This window comes from Polaromonas sp. YR568, from assembly GCF_943369415.1.
Lineage (GTDB): Bacteria > Pseudomonadota > Gammaproteobacteria > Burkholderiales > Burkholderiaceae_C > Polaromonas.
This window is the reverse complement of the sequence record NZ_CALRNF020000013.1, coordinates 64103-81166: the sequence shown is the minus strand read 5'-3', so window position 1 is coordinate 81166 and position 17064 is coordinate 64103. Positions and strand designations below refer to the sequence as shown.

15 protein-coding genes and 2 tRNA genes are annotated in these 17064 nt (G+C 64.4%); 12 read left to right on the top strand and 5 right to left on the bottom strand.

From position 1 onward, the window contains the following. Nucleotides 1-10 precede the first annotated feature (10 nt). The 3 genes from rng to ACLV74_RS10420 are packed head-to-tail and all read left to right on the top strand — an operon-like array spanning nucleotide 11 to nucleotide 3445. Nucleotides 11-1516: a ribonuclease G gene (gene rng, locus ACLV74_RS10430; protein ID WP_411879326.1), complete on the top strand. Its 1506-nt coding sequence runs from the start codon at nucleotides 11-13 to the stop codon at nucleotides 1514-1516. Between the two features lie 13 nt (nucleotides 1517-1529). Further along, the gene (locus ACLV74_RS10425; RefSeq protein ID WP_411879325.1) at nucleotides 1530-2270 is read left to right on the top strand and encodes a polysaccharide deacetylase family protein; all 741 of its coding nucleotides are present in this window, start codon (nucleotides 1530-1532) and stop codon (nucleotides 2268-2270) included. Further along, nucleotides 2267-3445, top strand: a complete 1179-nt coding sequence (locus ACLV74_RS10420; protein WP_411879324.1) for a glycosyltransferase family 4 protein — start codon at nucleotides 2267-2269, stop codon at nucleotides 3443-3445. Before ACLV74_RS10425 ends, ACLV74_RS10420 begins: the two co-directional genes overlap by 4 nt. Before the next feature lie 16 nt (nucleotides 3446-3461). Here ACLV74_RS10420 and ACLV74_RS10415 read toward each other — a convergent pair whose 3' ends face one another. Genes ACLV74_RS10415 through ACLV74_RS10405 form a run of 3 tightly spaced genes read right to left on the bottom strand, consistent with a single transcriptional unit; the run spans nucleotide 3462 to nucleotide 7367 of the window. Then, complete coding sequence (locus ACLV74_RS10415; protein ID WP_411879323.1) at nucleotides 3462-4334, bottom strand: glycosyltransferase; 873 nt, start codon at nucleotides 4332-4334, stop codon at nucleotides 3462-3464. A 16-nt stretch (nucleotides 4335-4350) separates the two neighbouring features. Further along, a complete protein-coding gene (gene msbA, locus ACLV74_RS10410) occupies nucleotides 4351-6123 on the bottom strand; it encodes a lipid A export permease/ATP-binding protein MsbA (protein ID WP_411879322.1) in 1773 nt (590 codons plus the stop codon). Further along, nucleotides 6120-7367 (bottom strand): O-antigen ligase family protein, encoded by a 1248-nt coding sequence (locus ACLV74_RS10405; protein ID WP_411879321.1) that lies wholly within the window; start codon nucleotides 7365-7367, stop codon nucleotides 6120-6122. Before ACLV74_RS10405 ends, msbA begins: the two co-directional genes overlap by 4 nt. 182 nt (nucleotides 7368-7549) lie before the next feature. On the opposite strand from ACLV74_RS10405, the gene ACLV74_RS10400 reads away from it, so the two are divergent. The 9 genes from ACLV74_RS10400 to ACLV74_RS10360 all read left to right on the top strand — a co-directional run bounded on the left by ACLV74_RS10400 (nucleotide 7550) and on the right by ACLV74_RS10360 (nucleotide 14380). Continuing rightward, nucleotides 7550-8320 (top strand): glycosyltransferase family 2 protein, encoded by a 771-nt coding sequence (locus ACLV74_RS10400; RefSeq protein ID WP_411879320.1) that lies wholly within the window; start codon nucleotides 7550-7552, stop codon nucleotides 8318-8320. Continuing rightward, nucleotides 8317-9177 (top strand): glycosyltransferase family 2 protein, encoded by an 861-nt coding sequence (locus ACLV74_RS10395; RefSeq protein ID WP_411879319.1) that lies wholly within the window; start codon nucleotides 8317-8319, stop codon nucleotides 9175-9177. Before ACLV74_RS10400 ends, ACLV74_RS10395 begins: the two co-directional genes overlap by 4 nt. After that, complete coding sequence (gene tolB, locus ACLV74_RS10390) at nucleotides 9174-10481, top strand: Tol-Pal system beta propeller repeat protein TolB (protein WP_411879318.1); 1308 nt, start codon at nucleotides 9174-9176, stop codon at nucleotides 10479-10481. Before ACLV74_RS10395 ends, tolB begins: the two co-directional genes overlap by 4 nt. Before the next feature lie 66 nt (nucleotides 10482-10547). Then, nucleotides 10548-11084, top strand: a complete 537-nt coding sequence (pal, locus tag ACLV74_RS10385) for a peptidoglycan-associated lipoprotein Pal (RefSeq protein WP_411879317.1) — start codon at nucleotides 10548-10550, stop codon at nucleotides 11082-11084. A 14-nt stretch (nucleotides 11085-11098) separates the two neighbouring features. Further along, nucleotides 11099-11860: a tol-pal system protein YbgF gene (ybgF, locus tag ACLV74_RS10380; protein WP_411879316.1), complete on the top strand. Its 762-nt coding sequence runs from the start codon at nucleotides 11099-11101 to the stop codon at nucleotides 11858-11860. A gap of 336 nt (nucleotides 11861-12196) precedes the next feature. Next, on the top strand, nucleotides 12197-13306 hold the full coding sequence (locus tag ACLV74_RS10375) for a YeeE/YedE family protein (RefSeq protein ID WP_411879315.1): 1110 nt from the start codon (nucleotides 12197-12199) through the stop codon (nucleotides 13304-13306). Between the two features lie 28 nt (nucleotides 13307-13334). After that, nucleotides 13335-14114 (top strand): ThiF family adenylyltransferase, encoded by a 780-nt coding sequence (locus ACLV74_RS10370; RefSeq protein ID WP_411879314.1) that lies wholly within the window; start codon nucleotides 13335-13337, stop codon nucleotides 14112-14114. A gap of 104 nt (nucleotides 14115-14218) precedes the next feature. Next, nucleotides 14219-14294: transfer RNA gene (locus ACLV74_RS10365), tRNA-Lys, on the top strand. A gap of 10 nt (nucleotides 14295-14304) precedes the next feature. After that, a tRNA-Lys gene (locus ACLV74_RS10360) sits at nucleotides 14305-14380 on the top strand. Nucleotides 14381-14449: 69 nt separating this feature from the next. Here the strand turns inward: ACLV74_RS10360 and ACLV74_RS10355 are convergent. Both ACLV74_RS10355 and ACLV74_RS10350 read right to left on the bottom strand, forming a co-directional pair. Continuing rightward, on the bottom strand, nucleotides 14450-14953 hold the full coding sequence (locus tag ACLV74_RS10355) for a hypothetical protein (RefSeq protein ID WP_411879313.1): 504 nt from the start codon (nucleotides 14951-14953) through the stop codon (nucleotides 14450-14452). Between the two features lie 58 nt (nucleotides 14954-15011). Next, the gene (locus ACLV74_RS10350) at nucleotides 15012-17018 is read right to left on the bottom strand and encodes an ABC-F family ATP-binding cassette domain-containing protein (protein ID WP_411879312.1); all 2007 of its coding nucleotides are present in this window, start codon (nucleotides 17016-17018) and stop codon (nucleotides 15012-15014) included. Nucleotides 17019-17064 lie beyond the last annotated feature (46 nt).

Here is a 17064-nt window from a genome sequence, read left to right as displayed (position 1 = left end):
CAGGACCCACATGCAACAAGACATCCTGATCAACTGGTCGCCCCAGGAAACCCGGGTCGCCGTGGTCGAGCACGGCGCGGTGCAGGAGCTGCACGTCGAACGCACGCTGGAGCGCGGCCTGGTCGGCAATGTGTACCTGGGCAAGGTCGCGCGCGTGCTGCCCGGCATGCAGTCGGCCTTTATCGACATCGGCCTGGACCGCGCGGCCTTTCTGCACGTGGCCGACCTCATGAGCAGCATCAACAGCCGCCATGCCGACAGCGACGCGCAGGCCGCCGCCGCGGGCGGGCTCACCACGCCGGTGATGGCCTCGCTGCAGCCGATTGAAAAGCAGCTCTTTGAAGGCCAGGCGGTGATGGTGCAGGTCCTCAAGGACCCCATAGGCACCAAGGGCGCGCGCCTGACGGCGCAGATCAGCATCGCCGGCCGCCTGCTGGTCTTCCTGCCTCAAGACAACCACATCGGCGTGTCGCAGAAGATACCGCCGCGCCAGCGCGAGGAATTGCGCCAGCGCGTGCAGGCCCTCGCAGGCGATATGGGCGGCGGCTTCATCCTGCGCACCAACGGCGAGGACGCGACGGATGCCGAGCTGGCCGAGGACATCACCTACCTACGCAAGACCTGGGCGCGCATCAAGGGCGCATCGGTGCGGCTGCCGCCGGCCTCGGTGCTGCACCAGGACCTGAACCTGCTGCAGCGCGTGCTGCGCGACCTGGTGGTCGAAGGCACGCAGACCATACGCATTGATTCGCGCGAGCAGTTCGAAAAGCTCAAGACCTTCGCCGTGGAGTTCATGCCGGCCACCGAGCAGAAGCTGCAGCACTACGGCGGCGAGCGGCCCATCTTCGACCTCTTCAGCATCGACGAGGAAATCGCCAAGGCCCTGGGCCGGCGCGTGGATCTGAAGTCCGGCGGCTACCTGATCATCGACCAGACCGAGGCGCTGACGACCGTCGACGTCAACACCGGCGGTTTTGTCGGCGCGCGCAATTTCGACGACACCATCTTCAAGACCAACCTGGAGGCCTCGCAGGCCATCGCGCGCCAGCTTCGCCTGCGCAACCTGGGCGGCATCGTGATCGTCGACTTCATCGACATGATCAAGGAAAACCACCGCGACGCGGTGCTGGCCGAATTCCAGAAGCAGCTGGCGCGCGACCGCATCAAGACCACGGTCAACGGCTTTTCGGCGCTGGGCCTGCTGGAGATGACGCGCAAGCGCACCCGCGAATCGCTGGCCCACCAGCTGTGCGAGCCCTGCAGCGCCTGCATGGGCAAGGGCGTGGTCAAGACCGCGCGCAGCGTGACCTACGACATCCTGCGCGAGATCCTGCGCGAAGCCCGGCAGTTCAACCCGCGCGAATTCCGGGTCGTGGCCTCGCCCAAGGTGATAGAGCTTTTCCTCGACGAGGAAAGCCAGCACCTGGCCAGCCTCAGCGACTTCATCCGCAAACCGATTTCCCTGCAGGCCGAAGCCGCCATGGCGCAGGAGCAATACGACATCGTGCTGCTCTGATTTTTCTTTTTTCATGCTGACCCTGAACCGCCAACCCATTCCCATCCTGGTCTACCACCAGATCGCCGGGGCGCCGCCCAAGGGCAGCCCGTTTCGCGGGCTCTACGTGGCGCCCGCGGCTTTCGCGCGGCAGATGGCCTGGCTCAAGCTGCTGGGCTACAAGGGCCTGTCCATGGGCGCGCTACAGCCCTACCTGCGCGGCGAACTGAGCGGCAAGGTGGTGGGGATCACCTTTGACGACGGCTACCGGAACAACCTCACGCATGCCTTGCCGGCGTTGGTGAAACATGGGTTTTCGTCCACCTGCTATGCGGTCAGCGGCTTGCTGGGCAAGACCAATATCTGGGACGAAAACATCGGCATCCCGCAGACCCCCTTGATGGATGAAGCGGAGATTCGCCAATGGGTGGCGGGCGGGCAGGAGATAGGCTCGCACACACACCGGCACGTCAACCTGCTGGAAACCGACGAATCGGGCTGCCGTGAGGAAATGCTGCTCGGCAAGACCGGCCTGGAAGCCGTCATAGGCCGGCCCGTCGAGCATTTCTGCTACCCCTACGGCCACTACAAGGCCAGGCACGTGGAGCTGGCCAGGGAGCTGGGTTTTGCCACCGCCACCACCACGCAGCGCAGCCGCTGCCATGCCGGCATGGACCTGCTGCAGCTGCCGCGGGTGCCGGTGCTGCGCTCGACCACCTTGCCGGTGTTCTGGCTCAAGATCGCCACGGCCTACGAGGACCGCCGGAGAAAATGAGCCCGCCCGAGTCTTTACCCCCGAAACTGCGCGTCGCCGTCTTTAACCGCACCTTCTCGCCGACCGGTGGCGGCGCCGAGCGTTATTCCATCGCGCTGGTCGAGCAGCTGTCGGCCCGGCACGAGATGCATGTGTTCGCGCAGAACATCGGCCACCAGTGGCCCGGTGTGACTTACCACAAGGTTTCTTCCCCGCTGCGCAAGCCGCGCTGGATCAACCAGCTATGGTTTGCCACGGCCACCTGGTGGGCGACGCGGCGCGGCTTCGACGTGGTGCACTCACATGAAAACACCTGGCACGGCGAGGTACAGACGGTGCACGTGATGCCGGTCAAGTACAGCCTGTTCCAGGGCCGCCATGGCGTTCGCCGCGTGCTGCGCTGGATCAAGGTCGTGACCAGTCCGCGCCTGCTGGCCTACCTGGGCCTGGAGCGCGCCCGCTATGCCGCCCGCCCGGGCCGGCAGGTGGTGGTGACCTCCGAAAGCCTGCGGCCCGTCATGGCGGCCGCTTACCCGGGCAGCAGCGCCGCGATTTCAGTGGTGACGCCGGGGATCACCCTGCCCGGTGCGTTGACCGCCGACCGAAAACGCGAGGTGAGGGCGCAGCTGGGCTTGCCGGCGGAGGGCCGCTGCCTGCTGTTTGTGGGCAACGATTACCGCAAGAAGGGCTTGGAGGCTTTGCTGCAGGCGCTGGTGCAATTGCCGGCCGACGTGGTGCTGGCGGTGGTCGGCAACCCGGCGCATATCGCTGAATTCCGCGCGCTGGCCGAAACGCTCAAGCTGGGCGCTCGGGTGTTCTTCCTGGGCGCGCTCATGGACGTGAGCCCGGCCTACGAGGCCGCCGACATCCTGGTGCATCCGACCTTCGAGGACACCTTTGCGATGGTGGTGCTGGAGGCCATGGCCCATGGCCTGCCCGTGGTGGTCAGCGGGCCCACCTATTGCGGTATTGCCGGACTGTTGAGCCAGCGCGCGAATGCGCTGCTGCTGGATGACCCCAGGGACGCGGGCGAACTGGCGCGGGTGCTGGAAGATTTGCTGGTGCGGGCGCCGCTGCGGGAAACGCTGTCGCAGGGCGCTGTGGCCTTTGCGGCGCACTACCAGTGGCGGGAAATCGCGCTGCAGCAGGAAGCGCTGTATTTTGCGGCGGTCGCGGCGAAGACCGCGCCCGCCTGAGTGCCGCCCGGCCGGTTCAGGCCACCAGCTTGAAGTGCTTGCGGCTGAAATCCAGGCCGGTCAACGTCTCCACCTGCCGCATGAAGTGGTACTTGTTTTCCTTGGGCGTCGGCTTGTAGGCCGGGTCTATGGTCAGCACCGGCTCGGCCTCGGTCGCCAGCCACTGCTGTACCGCCTGCGGGTGCGTGCCGGTGAAAGGGGCGAGGGCGCGGCGGTCGAACTGGCTGTAGGTGATCTGCGCGGCCTGGACTTCGCCCCAGTACTTGCTGACCTGGTCCAGCTTCTTCTGCATCTCTTCATTGCGGCGTATCCAGCCGTAGTGGTAGATGTGCGCGTTGGCCAGCGCGGCCTGCGGGTTGCGCCCGCGCTTGTGCTGCGTGGTGACCAGCCAGTACTGGCCGTCGGGCGCGTAGCTGCGTATGGTGTTGCGGATCAGCCGGCATTCGCGGCGGTACCAGCCGGGGCTGATGGAGATCCAGTCGGGCGAACCGTAGAAGTGCAGGTAATCAAAGACCAGCGCCTCGACGGCCGGGTTGTTGTGGTGGCGCTCGACGCTGGCGCGTATGGCGGCCAGTTCGCCCTCATGCACGACTTCATCGCCTTCGAGGTAAAAGGCCCAGTCGCCGGTGCACGAGTACTGCGCGATCATTTTTTGCTGGGCATAGACAAAGCCGCGGTCGGCCATGCGCTCGTTCCACAGAGTCTCGATGATGCGGATTTTCGGGTCGGCTATGGCCTTGACGCGCGCCAGCGTGTCGTCTTCGCCCTTGCCCACGGCCACGACGAATTCATCGACCAGGGGCAGCAGGGAGCGTATGGAGGCTTCAAAGGGAAAGCCCAGGCCCACGCCGTTGCGAATAAAGGTAAAGCCGCTGATGGAGACTGGCATCGATGAATTCCGTGTTCTAGGCCGCGCCCTGGAAGCCCAGCCGGTAAAGATGGGCATAAGCGCCGTTATTTTGGAGCAGTTCGGCATGGCTGCCTTGTTCGACGATGCGGCCCGCGTTCATCATGATGATGCGGTCGGCATGCTGAATGGTGGACAGCCGGTGGGCGATGATCAGCGAGGTGCGGCCAGCGGCCAGCCGCTGTATGGCTTCCTGAACGGCTTTTTCCGATTCGGTGTCCAGGGCCGAGGTGGCTTCGTCGAGGATGAGCACGGGTGCATCCTTGTACAGCGCCCGCGCAATCGCCAGCCGCTGGCGCTGGCCGCCGGACAGCTGCATCGCGTTGTGGCCCAGCACGGTGTCTATGCCTTGTGGCAGCTCTTCCAGCAGTTGCCCCAGGTTGGCGGCCCTCAGGGCGCTGACGACCTTGTCGCGGTCGAAGGACTGGCCCAGCGCGACATTGAAGGCCATGCTGTTGTTGAACATGACGACGTGCTGGCTGACAAAGGCGAACTGCGAGCGAAGGCACGCCAGGTCCCAGTCCCGCAGCTCCGTGCCGTCCAGCGTGATGCTGCCGGCGCTGAAATCCACAAAGCGCGGCAGCAGGCTCACCAGCGTGGTCTTGCCGGAGCCGGAAGAGCCAACCAGCGCCACCGTTTCGCCGGCGCGTATGGACAGGCTGACGGCGTCCAGCGCCGGTGGCGCATCCGGCTTGTACAGCACGCTCACGTTGGAAAACTCGATGCCGCCGGCCACCCTGGCCTTGGTGAAGTTTCCGCTGCTTTCGTCGTCGATCAGGTCGACCAGGTCCAGCCCGCGTTCCAGCGCCGCCAGCCCGCGCGTGATGGGCGTGGCGCCGTCGGAGAGGCTCTTGATGGGCGCGATCAGCAGCAGCATGGCCGTCACGAAGGCCACAAAACCGCCCACTGTGGTGGTGTTTTCCGAGCCCTGGAGCAGGGCGATGGAGATCACCGCCGACAAAGCCATGGCGGCCAGCACCTGGGTGATGGCGCTCATGCCCGCATAGGCGACGGTGGATTTGATGGACAGCCGGCGCAGCGTGTTGCTCAGCGCCTCGAAGCGCGAAGCCTGGCCGGCCTGCGCGCCGTGCAGCCGCACGTCGCGGTGGGCCAGCACATTTTCTTCCACCACGTAGGCCAGGTTGTCCGTCGCGACCTGGCTTTCTCGGGTCAGGCGGTAGAGGCGGCGCGTCAGCAGCTGGATCACCAGGGCAACGGCCGGGAACAGTAGCGAGACGATCAGCATCAGCTTCCAGTTCAGGAAGAGCAGGTAGGCCACCAGGGCCGCCAGCGTGAGGATGTCGCGCGCCAGCTTCATGACCGCGTTGATCATCATCGACGAGCCGTTGAACACCTCATAAACCACGGTGTTGGCGATGGCGCTGGAGGACTGGTCCGCGAACAGCGACAGACGCGAGCTCAACAGCTTGCCGAACATCGCCCGGCGCAGGGCCTGCAGGCCCTCATTGGTGACCTTGGCCAGCGCGTACTGCGCCACGAAACCGGCCACGCCGCGCACGGTGAACAGCAGGATCAGCGACACCGGCACCAGCCAGAGCTCGAGCGCGCCCTTCTGGAAGCCCCGGTCCAGCAGCGGCTTGAGCAGCGCGGGCACGAAGGGCTCGGTGGCCGAGGCGGCGATGGTCGCGCCAATGGCCAGCGCCCAGCCAGCGCGCGAGCCGCTGAAATAGGGCCAGACCCGGACGATGCGGCGCCACAGGCCCGGCCTGGCGGCCGCGGCGGCGGCAGGTGTGTCGGTGGAGGCGCTCACGTTGCGCGCTCGGGTGGGGATGCATCCGCGGGCTTGCTCAGCCCCAATGCCAGCAGCAGGCCGATCAGCACGCAGAAGAAGTCCCCGATGAGGCCGTCGTAGAGGCTGGCGTTGAACAGGCAGCAGACGGCCAGCGCCAGCAAGGCGGATTGCGCGGCCCGGGCGTAGGGCGCCTCCATCTTCATCGTGTCGCGCAGCACCGAAAGCAGGAAGCCGGCAAACAGCAACAGGCCCGGAATGCCGAGTTGCACGCCCCAATACAGGTATTCCTGGTGGGGGTTGCCGTTGGGGTCTATGTCTTTGTGTTCGGGGTTTTTCTGGCGCTCGATCCGGTTGTATTCGGTGCTCCAGCTGCCGATGCCCGCGCCGGCCAGCGGCCTTTGGGCGATGAGCTGGGCGGCCGTCCGCCAGAACGTGAGCCGCACGCCCGACGAGGTGTTGGTGTCCTGCTTCGGCGAGTAGGCCTGCACCTCGGTCTTGAGCAGCGTCAGCCGTTCCCGCATCGTCGGTGAGCTCACAAACAGCGCCAGCATCAGGAGGAATGGCAGTACGGCCACGACGATGCGGTACTTTTTGGGGAGTTGCCACATGATGGCCAGGGACAGCATCGCGACGCCGACCACCTGGCCGCTGCGGCCGGCCAGCACGAAGAACACATTGGCCAGGGAGGCCACGGCCACCGCAACGGCGACCTGCGGACCATAGCGGCCGGGGACCAGGCCTCGCAAGTGCCAGCACACCGCGGCGAATACGGCGCTCATGATCCCTTGGTCAAGGTAGCCGGAAAAGACCGTGTAGTGGCTCAGGGTCGTGCGGGAGGTTGCCCAGGCGACAGGCAGATCGGCAAAAAGCAGCCACGAACTGGCCACCACCAGCAATTGTGAAAGCGCAAACGCGCCCACCGCGTAGACAGCCTCACGGCGCTCCCGGATCAGGGCCATCATGACGATGATGATGATCAGCTTGCCGTATTTGATGAGCGAACCCAGGGCCTCTTCCTGCGGCGCGACCGTCCAGAGCAGGCTCAGCGCAAACGCCAGCAAGGCGAGCGCCACGGCCGGCAGCGTCCAGGTCTTCATCAGGGAGGCGCCATTTTTCGGGAGGTTTTTGGCGAGCAAGGGGACTGCCAAGACACAGCCCAGCAAGAGCAGCTTGGCGATGCTGATGATGGCGATTGGCAAGCCCACGGAGGCGGCCATCAGGCAGATGACGGCGAGCCGGAAATTGATCTTTGTTGTTCGCAAAATGGTCGTAGGGGTTGCCGATGGATTGCCCGCATTATCGGCCATTCCATTTCCCGCCAGGGCACCAAACGCCGGGGTGCCTCTGCTATGCTGTCAGCGCATCGGAAGGGGGCGCGGAAGGGGCGTTTCACTGGCAAAATCCTGTGCGTTTTCTTCTCCCTTCATCATTGCAAAGGCATTCGTTGGCAAGCTTGTCCGTCACCGTCATTACCCACAACGAGGCCCACAACATAGAGGCCTGCCTTCGCTCCGTGAGCTTCGCGGACCAGCTTGTGGTGCTGGACTCCGGCAGCACCGACGGTACCGTGCAGATCGCCCGCTCCCTGGGTGCCGAAGTCAGTGTCAGCCCGGACTGGCCGGGCTTCGGCATCCAGAAAAACCGGGCCCTGGCGCTGGCCACCTCCGACTGGGTGCTGTCGCTTGATGCCGATGAACGGGTCACGCCTGAACTGCAGGTAGAAATCCTCGCCTGTCTCAGGTCCCCGGCCTTCGACGTGTATTCATTTCCCAGGCTCTCCAGCTACTGCGGCCAGTACATGCGCCATTCGGGCTGGTACCCCGACCGCGTCACCCGTTTGTTTCGCCGCACAGCGGCCCGCTTCAGCGACGATCTTGTGCACGAGAAAGTTGTCGCCCAGGGGCCGGAGGGGCAACTGCAGTCGCAACTGCTGCATGAAAGCTTCCGCAACTTCGAAGCCGTCCTCGACAAGGCCAACCGCTATTCCACGGCCGGCGCCCAGAGCCTGCACAACAAAGGCAAGACGGCGTCTGTCGGCAAAGCCATCGTGCACGGGCTCTGGGCGTTCATCCGCACCTATTTTCTGCGCCTGGGTTTCCTCGACGGCAGGATGGGCCTGGTCCTGGCCATCTCCAACGCCGAAGGCACGTATTACCGCTACCTGAAGCTGTGGCTGCTGCAGCGGGACGGCAAAGGGGCACCGGCCGGGCAATGAAAATCAGCTTTGTCGTCCTGACCTACAACCGCACCGATGCCTTGCTGGCCGTGCTGCGTTCGCTGGCCGCCCAATGTGACGAGCGTCATGAGGTGCTTGTAGCCGACGATGGTTCACGGGCGGACCAGGTTCAGATGCTGTTCGACCAGTGCCCGGCCTTCAGGTGCCCGGTCCGCCATGTGTGGCACCCTGATGTGGGTTTTACCGCGGCGCGGGCCCGCAACCTGGGCGCCAGCCAAGCCACGGGCGACTACCTGGTCTTCCTGGACGGCGATTGCGTCCCCAACAAGGCTTTTGTGGCCGCGCACACGCGGCTTGCTGAAAAGGGCTGTTTCCTGAACGGCAGCCGGGTGCTTATCAGCCAACGTCTGACAGAACGTGTAGTCAATGGCGCTATTGATCTGCCCAGCCGCCCTGTATGGTTCTGGCTAGGCGCGCGATTCAGGGGGGACAGCAACAAATTATTGCACCTCCTTCGCTGGCCGCGGCGTTTATTCAGGGTAAAACAAGGCTTTCACTGGCATGGCATACGCAGCTGCAACTTTGGTGTCTGGCGCTCGGACTTTGCCGGCGTCAATGGATTTGACGAAACTTTCGAGGGATGGGGGCATGAAGATGCCGACCTCGTGCTCAGGCTTCACCACCTCGGCATCCATCGCAAAAACGGTTTCATGGGCACCGAAGTCTTTCACCTCTGGCACCGCGAGAACCCGCGCGACCAGGAATCCATCAACAAAAAAAGGGTGCTTGAACGCATGAAAACCGATGTGATCCTGGCCGAAAAAGGCCTTCGTGAACTTGATTCATCTTCCACCGTCAAAATAACTCCCCTGAATGGACCCAAGTCTCCCCTATGAGCATTGCACCTCCTCTTCGTCCTCTTAGCCGCCGCACCCTTGTGAGCCTTCTTGCCGCGGGCGCATTGCCGGCTTTGCCCTTCACGTCCGCTTTTGCGCAGTTTCGCGTTGAAGTCTCCGGTGTGGGCCTTACCCAGCTGCCCATTGCCGTCGCCGCATTCCGCGGCGATGCGCAGGCGCCGCAAAAAATCGGCGCCATCGTGCGGGCCGACCTTGAGCGCAGCGGCATGTTCCGCCCGGTCGACACCACCGGCGTCGCCGCCGATGAAAACACCCGCCCCGACCTTGCCGCCTGGCGGCAAAAAGGCGCGGATTCCATGGTGACCGGCAGCGTCTCGCTTCTGGCCGACGGGCGCTACGACGTTCGCCTTCGCCTCTGGGACATCGTGCGCGGGCAGGACCTGGGCGGGCAGAGCTACACCGTGGGCCCGGCCGACCTGCGCCTGTCGGCGCACCGCATTTCCGATTTTGTCTATGAAAAGCTCACCGGCGAGAAAGGCGTTTTCTCCACGCGCATCGCCTATGTGACCAAGGCGGCCCAGAAGTACAACCTCTGGGTGGCCGATTCCGACGGGGAGGGCGCCCAGTCGGCCCTGACCAGCCCGGAACCCATCATTTCGCCCGCCTGGTCGCCCAACGGCTCGCAATTGGCCTATGTGTCCTTCGAGTCGCGCAAGCCGGTGATCTACTCGCACGACGTGGCCAGCGGAAAACGGCGCCTGCTGGCCAACTTCCGGGGTTCCAACAGCGCGCCGGCCTGGTCGCCGGACGGCAAGCAACTGGTCGCCACGCTGAGCCGTGACGGCGGCTCGCAGCTCTATTCGATCGGCCTGAACGGCGGCGAGCCGAAACGGCTGACCCAGTCTTCCAGCATCGACACCGAGCCGGCCTTTTCGCCCGACGGGCGCTATATCTATTTCGTCAGCGACCGCGGCGGCGCGCCGCAGATCTACCGCATGAGCCCCGGCGGCGGCAATGCCGAGCGGGTCACTTTCACCGGCAGCTACAACATCTCCCCGGCCATCAGCCCCGACGGGCGCTGGCTGGCGTATGTATCCCGGGTGGGCGGCGCCTTCAAGCTGCACGTCATGGAACTCGCCAGCGGCACGGTCACTCCAATCACCGACACCTCGGCCGACGAAAGCCCGAGCTTCGCGCCCAACAGCCGCCTGATCGTCTACGCCACCCAGCAGCAGGGCAGGGAAGCGTTGATGACCACCACGCTGGACGGCAAGATCAAGGCGAAGCTGTCCGGCGCGAGCGGCGACATTCGCGAACCCGATTGGGGTCCTTTCCAGCGCTGACCCGCAGCGTCAACCATTTTTCAATCGTCATCCGGCCCATTTTTTTTAATTTTGTAGAGGTACTCCATGAAGCGCATTGTTTATTCCCTCATCTCCTCCCTGGTCCTGGCGCTCACGCTGACGGCCTGCGGCTCCGGCGTCAAGCTCAACGACGTGCCCGTCGAAGACCGCACCGGCCAGACCACGCCAGGCGGCGACACGTCGGGCGCCAGCGGCCGGGCCGTCACGCCGGTGCAGATCGAGGGGACCGACGCGTCGCTCGCCGGCCCGACGAACGTCGCCAGGATCATCTACTTCGACTTCGACAGCTATGTGGTCAAGCCGGAGTTCCAGGGCGCCATCGAGGCCCATGCCAAGTACCTGACCGCCAACAAGGGCCGCAAGATGGCCATCGAAGGCCACACCGACGAGCGCGGCGGCCGCGAGTACAACCTGGCCCTGGGCCAGAAACGCGCCGAAGCCGTGCGCCGCGCGCTGGGCCTGCTGGGCGTGTCGGATGCCCAGGTCGAAGCCGTGAGCTTTGGCAAGGAAAAGCCCGCGGTTGCCGGCTCCGACGAAGAAGCCATGGCGAAGAACCGCCGCGCTGAACTCAACTACCGTTAAGCCGGGTGCCGACCGTGAAGCCGTTCCGGATTGCCGCGACTGTCGCGGCCTGCCTGCTGGCATTCAATGCGCATGCGGGCCTGTTTGAAGACGACGAGGCTCGCCGCGCGATCCTTGATTTGCGCCAGAAGGTCGATGCGGCGCAGCTGCGCACCGCCGACGAGTTGCGCAAGACCACCGAAGACAACGCCCAGCTGCGCCGCAGCCTGCTGGACCTGTCCAACCAGATCGAGGCCCTGCGCAACGAACTGGCCACCATGCGCGGGCAGAACGAAAACCTCGCGCGCAACGTGGCCGAGATGCAGCGCACCCAGAAGGATTTGACGACCGGCGTGGACGAGCGCCTGCGCAAGTTCGAGCCGGGCAAGGTCAACGTAGACGGCAAGGAGTTTGTGGCCGAGCCCGCCGAAAGGCAGGAATTCGAAACCGCGCTGGCCACCCTGCGCAAGGGCGACTTCGCGGCCGCGCAGACCAGCTTCCTGGCCTTCATGAAGCGTTATCCGCAAACCGGCTACCGCGCTTCGGCCCTGTTCTGGTTGGGCAATGCGCAGTACGCGTTGCGCAACTACCGCGACGCGGTGACCAATTTCCGTACGCTGGTCACGGCCGAGCCCGACCACATGCGCGCGCCGGAGGCCATGCTCTCGCTGGCCAACTGCCAGGTGGAACTCAAGGACATCAAGTCGGCGCGCAAGACGCTGGAAGACCTGGTCAAGGCCTACCCCCAGGCTGAAGCCGCATCCGTCGCCAAGGAACGGCTGGCCAAGCTGAAGTAATCCGTCTCCCGGGCAGGCCATTCGGCACGCCCGGGATTGCCGGCCATTCCCTAAGAACCTGTTTACGGTCTAAACGAGGCCGCGTTGAGGTGCAATCGGGATGAGTGGGCCGACCGGGCACGCCGCATGGGCTAATGCCCATGCAAGTGTCTGGGTGGCTCAATCGCCCGATTTCACCCCAACCCGGAGGGCAAGCCAATTTTCGGGCGGTCTGCTGTGTTGCGGCGCTGGCCCATAGCTGTGCTATGGGCTGGCGCACCGCGCCTTGCATCCCATCCCCCGAAAAGGGGCTTGCGCGGCCCCGTTTAGACCGTAAACAGGTTCTAAAATCGGGCGATGGATATCTCCGCACTCAACAGTCTCACGGCCCAGGTTCTCTGGGCCGGTTTCATTCTGGCCATGGTTTTTGGCGCCATTGCCCAGCGCACCCACTTCTGCACCATGGGCGCCGTCAGCGACATCGTGAACATGGGCGACTGGACCCGCATGCGCATGTGGGGCATGGCCATAGGCGTGGCCATGATCGGCTTCTTCACCATGGCTGCGGCCGGCGTCATCGACCCGGCCAAGGTGCTCTACGCTTCCAACCGCTTCATCTGGCTCTCGGCCCTGGTGGGCGGCGCGCTGTTCGGCTTCGGCATGGTGCTGGCCTCGGGCTGCGGCAGCAAGACGCTGGTGCGCATAGGCGGCGGCAGCCTCAAATCCGTCGTGGTGTTTGCCGTCATGGGCATCGCGGCCTTTGCCACGCTTAAAGGTATCACCGCCGTGGTCCGCGTGGCCACGGTCGACAAGGTGGCCGTCGATTTCGCGGTCAACGCGACCCTGCCGAACTGGGTGGCCGGCGCCATCGGCATCACGCCGGCAGCCGCCGGCATTGCCCTGGCCATACTGATCGGGCTGGGCCTGATCGTTTGGGCCCTGTTCGCCGAAGACTTCCGCCATTTTGACAACCTGCTCGCAGGCCTTGGCATAGGCGGCGTCATCGTGGCCATGTGGTGGGTCAGCGGGCACCTCGGCTATGTGGCTGAGCATCCCGAGACGCTGCAGGAAGCTTTCCTCGCCACCAATTCCGGCCGGGCCGAGGCCTTGAGTTTTGTCTCGCCCGTGGCTTACACCGTCGACTGGCTGATGTTCTTCAGCGACAAGAGCAAGGTGCTCACGCTGGGCATCGTGTCGGTGTTCGGCGTGGTGGCCGGCTCGGCTGTGTATGCCGTGGCGTCTCGCAATTTCCGCTGGGAAGGCTTTCGCGATGCGGAGGACACAGCCAACCACCTGGTGGGCGCCACGCTGATGGGCGTGGGCGGCGTCTGCGCCATGGGCTGCACTGTGGGGCAGGGCCTCTCGGGCATCTCGACCCTGAGCGCCACCAGCTTTGTGGCGCTGGCCGCCATCCTGGCCGGCTGCGTGGCAGGACTGAAGTACCAGGTCTGGCGGCTTGAACGCTAGTCCTGAGGCGCGCATTGATTCACAAGCCATGACGTCCGTCCTTGAAGAACTCCCCGCCGACCTGGAGCGCCGCTTCGGCGGCCTTGCGCGCCTCTACGGCGCCGCAGGCGCGCAGCGCATACGCCAGGCGCACATCGTGGTGGTGGGCCTGGGCGGCGTGGGCTCGTGGGCTGCCGAGGCCGCGGCCCGCAGCGGCGTGGCCCGCCTGACCCTGATCGACCTCGACCACATCGCCGAATCCAACATCAACCGCCAGGTCCATGCGCTGGACAGCACGCTGGGGCAGGCCAAGGTGCAGGCCATGCGCGAACGCATCGCGCAGATCCACCCGGGCTGCCGCGTGGACGGCATCGAAGAGTTTGTCGACGCCGCCAACTGGCCGGGCATCCTGGGCCTCGAAGAAGGCTTTGACCGCAAGCAGCTGGCCGTGATCGACGCCTGCGACCAGGTCAAAGCCAAAACCGCCATGGCCGCCTGGGCGATTGCCAACAAGGTGAACCTGGTCAGCGTGGGCGCGGCGGGCGGCAAGCGGCTGGCGCACCGCGTGGACATCGACGACCTGGCGCTGGTCACGCACGACCCCTTGCTGGCGCAGCTGCGTTACCGCCTGCGCAAGGAACACGGCGCGGCGCGCAAAGGCAAGATAGGCGTGGCCTGCGTGTTCAGCCGCGAGGCCGTGCTGCAGCCCGATGCGGCGGACCAAAGCGACGGCAGCCTGAACTGCCACGGCTATGGATCGGTCGTCAGCGTGACCTCGACTTTCGGCCTGTGCGCGGCCGGCTGGGCACTCGACAAAATTGCGGCCTGAGTTTTTGCGAAGGCCTGAAAAACCACGCTATAATTCAAGGCTTTGCTGCTCTTGAAGTGGCAAATACCGGAATGTATCGCGAGGGCAACCCCGTGATATAAATCGGGACCATAGCTCAGTTGGTAGAGCAGCGGACTTTTAATCCGTTTGTCGTGGGTTCGACCCCCGCTGGTCCCACCAGAAGAATTCCGGGTTCTTAGCTCAGTTGGTAGAGCAGCGGACTCTTAATCCGTAGGTCGACAGTTCGAATCTGTCAGAACCCACCAGTTACACAAGGACTTAGCCGCAAGGCTAAGTCCTTTTGTTTTGGGTCAACGAAATCGCCGGGCCGGGCTTCAGGCCGAGTAGCCCAGCGCAGGCGCCTCCAGCTGCGCCTGCTTCGCCACCCGTATGCAGTCCTTCATGTGTTCTTCACCGAAGTAGCGGATGGCGGCATAACCCACGGCGGCCGAAATGACCTGGCCGGCCAGTGGCACGTACTTGGCGACCTGTTTGGTGGTCAGGCGCACGCCTATCTTGGTGGCGGCCTTGATGAGGAGGTCGCGGCTGATGAATTTTCCGATCAGCACCGAGCCCACCATGCTCACGGCTTTTTGCACCTGGTCGCGCTTCCTGGGCTCGAGCTGGTCGAGCTGCTGCGGCGTGAGGCCGAATTCCTTGTTGATCTCGGGGATGAGTTTGGACAGCATGGCCGCGTCCACCATCCAGTCGAGGCCGGGCACCGGCACGGCGCTGGCCGCGGCCGCGACCATGGCGCGCTTGTTCAGCAGCTTGCGGCTTCGTTTGACGGCGGCTTCGAGGGCGGCGTTGTCCGCGGCCATGTGCAAGGCGGAAGGCATGGATCAAACCCCTTTCAAGGACGAGCCCCGCCTGCGAAGGCAGGGCCCTGCGCCCACTTTACACCGCAGCGGTTTCGATCTGTTCGGTCAGTTCCAGCCACCGCTCTTCCAGCATGTCTATTTCGCCCTCTACGGCTTTGAGGCGCTTGCCGGTCTGGGCGAGTTCCGCCGGCGCCGTCGTGGTGGCGAGCAGGGCCTGCAGGCTGTCGCGTTCGGTGGTGAGCGCCTTCATGCGCAGGTCGATCTTCTCGATTTCCTTGCGCAGCGGCTTGGTGGCTTCGGCCTGTTGCTGGCGGCGCTGCGCGTCAAGCTTGCGCTGCTCGGGCGTGTCGCGAGGCACGGGTTTCTTCTCTTCGAGCGCTGCGGCCGGCACGGCTGCCTTGGCGGCCGGGGCCGCGCCGCCGGCCTTCTTGGCTTCTTCGCGCTGGCGTTTGGCGTGGTCAAGGAGGTATTTCTGGTAGTCGTCAAGGTCGCCATCAAAGGGAGCGACACCGCCTTGCGACACCATCCAGAATTCGTCGCAGACGGCGCGCAGCAAGGCGCGGTCATGGCTGACCAGCATCACGGTGCCTTCAAATTCATTGAGCGCCATCGACAGTGCCTCGCGGGTGGCCAGGTCCAGGTGGTTGGTCGGCTCATCGAGCAGCAGCAGGTTGGGGCGCTGCCAGACGATCATGCACAGCACCAGGCGGGCTTTTTCGCCGCCGCTCATGCTGCCCACGGCCTGCTTGACCATGTCGCCGCCGAAATTGAAATTACCCAGGAAGCTGCGCAAGTCTTGCTCGCGCGTGGGCTGGTTGCCCATCTTGCCGGCGGCAGTGACTTCCTTGACCAGCCGGATCATGTGCTCCAGCGGGTTGTCGGCAGGGCGCAGCACATCCAGTTCCTGCTGGGCGAAGTAGCCGATGTTCAGGCCTTTGCCCTCAATCATCTCGCCTTCGATGGGCGCCAGCGCACGGGCGACGGTTTTGACCAGCGTGGATTTGCCCTGGCCATTGGCGCCCAGGATGCCGATGCGCTGGCCGGCCAGCACCGATTTGCTGACGTTTTGCACAATGACGGTAGGCGGCGTGCCCTCAGGTGCGCTCTCGGGCGGCGGGTAGCCGAAGTAGGCGTTCTGCATCGACAGCATGGGGTTGGGCAGGTTGGCCGGTTCCTTGAACTCGAAGGTGAAGTCGGCTTCGGCCAGCAGCGGGGCGATTTTCTCCATGCGGTCCAGTGCCTTGACGCGGCTTTGCGCCTGTTTGGCCTTGCTGGCCTTGGCCTTGAAGCGTGCGATGAACTTTTGCAAGTGGGCGATTTTGTCCTGCTGCTTGGAAAACGCGGTCTGCTGCAGCGCCATCTGCTCGGAGCGCAGGTCTTCAAATTTGCTGTAGTTGCCGCCGTAGCGGGTCAGCTTGGCGCTTTCGATGTGCACCGTCACGTCGGTCACGGCGTCGAGGAATTCGCGGTCATGGCTGATGACCAGCATGGTGCCCTGGTAACGTTTGAGCCAGGCTTCCAGCCAGACCAGTGCGTCCAGATCCAAATGGTTGGTGGGTTCATCGAGCAGCAGCAAATCGGAAGGGCACATCAGCGCGCGCGCCAGCTGCAGGCGCATGCGCCAGCCGCCGGAGAAGCTGTTGACCGGGTTGTCCAGTTCGCTGACCTTGAAGCCCAGACCCAGGATCAGCGCCTGTGCGCGCGCCTGCGAGTCATGCGCGCCAGAGTCATACAACTCCATGTAGGCGTGCGCCATGCGGTCGCCGTCGCCGCTTTCTTCTGCGGCTGTCACCTCGGCTTGCGCGGCCATCAGCACGACGTCGCCCTCGATCACATAGTCGGTGGCACTTTGCTCGGTTTCGGGCATGTCCTGTGCCACCTGCGCCATGCGCCACTGTGTGGGAATGGAAAATTCGCCGCCATCCTCATGCAGTGTTCCGTTGAGCATGGCAAACAGCGAGGACTTGCCCGCGCCGTTACGCCCCACCAGGCCGACGTTCTCGCCCGGGTTGAGGGTGACAGACGCGCTGTCCAGAATCACTTTGGCGCCGCGGCGCAGCACGACGTTTTTGAGGGTAATCATTTAATTCGCAGTTTCAGGAAAAGTAGTCGGGCGGCGGCGTCCATGC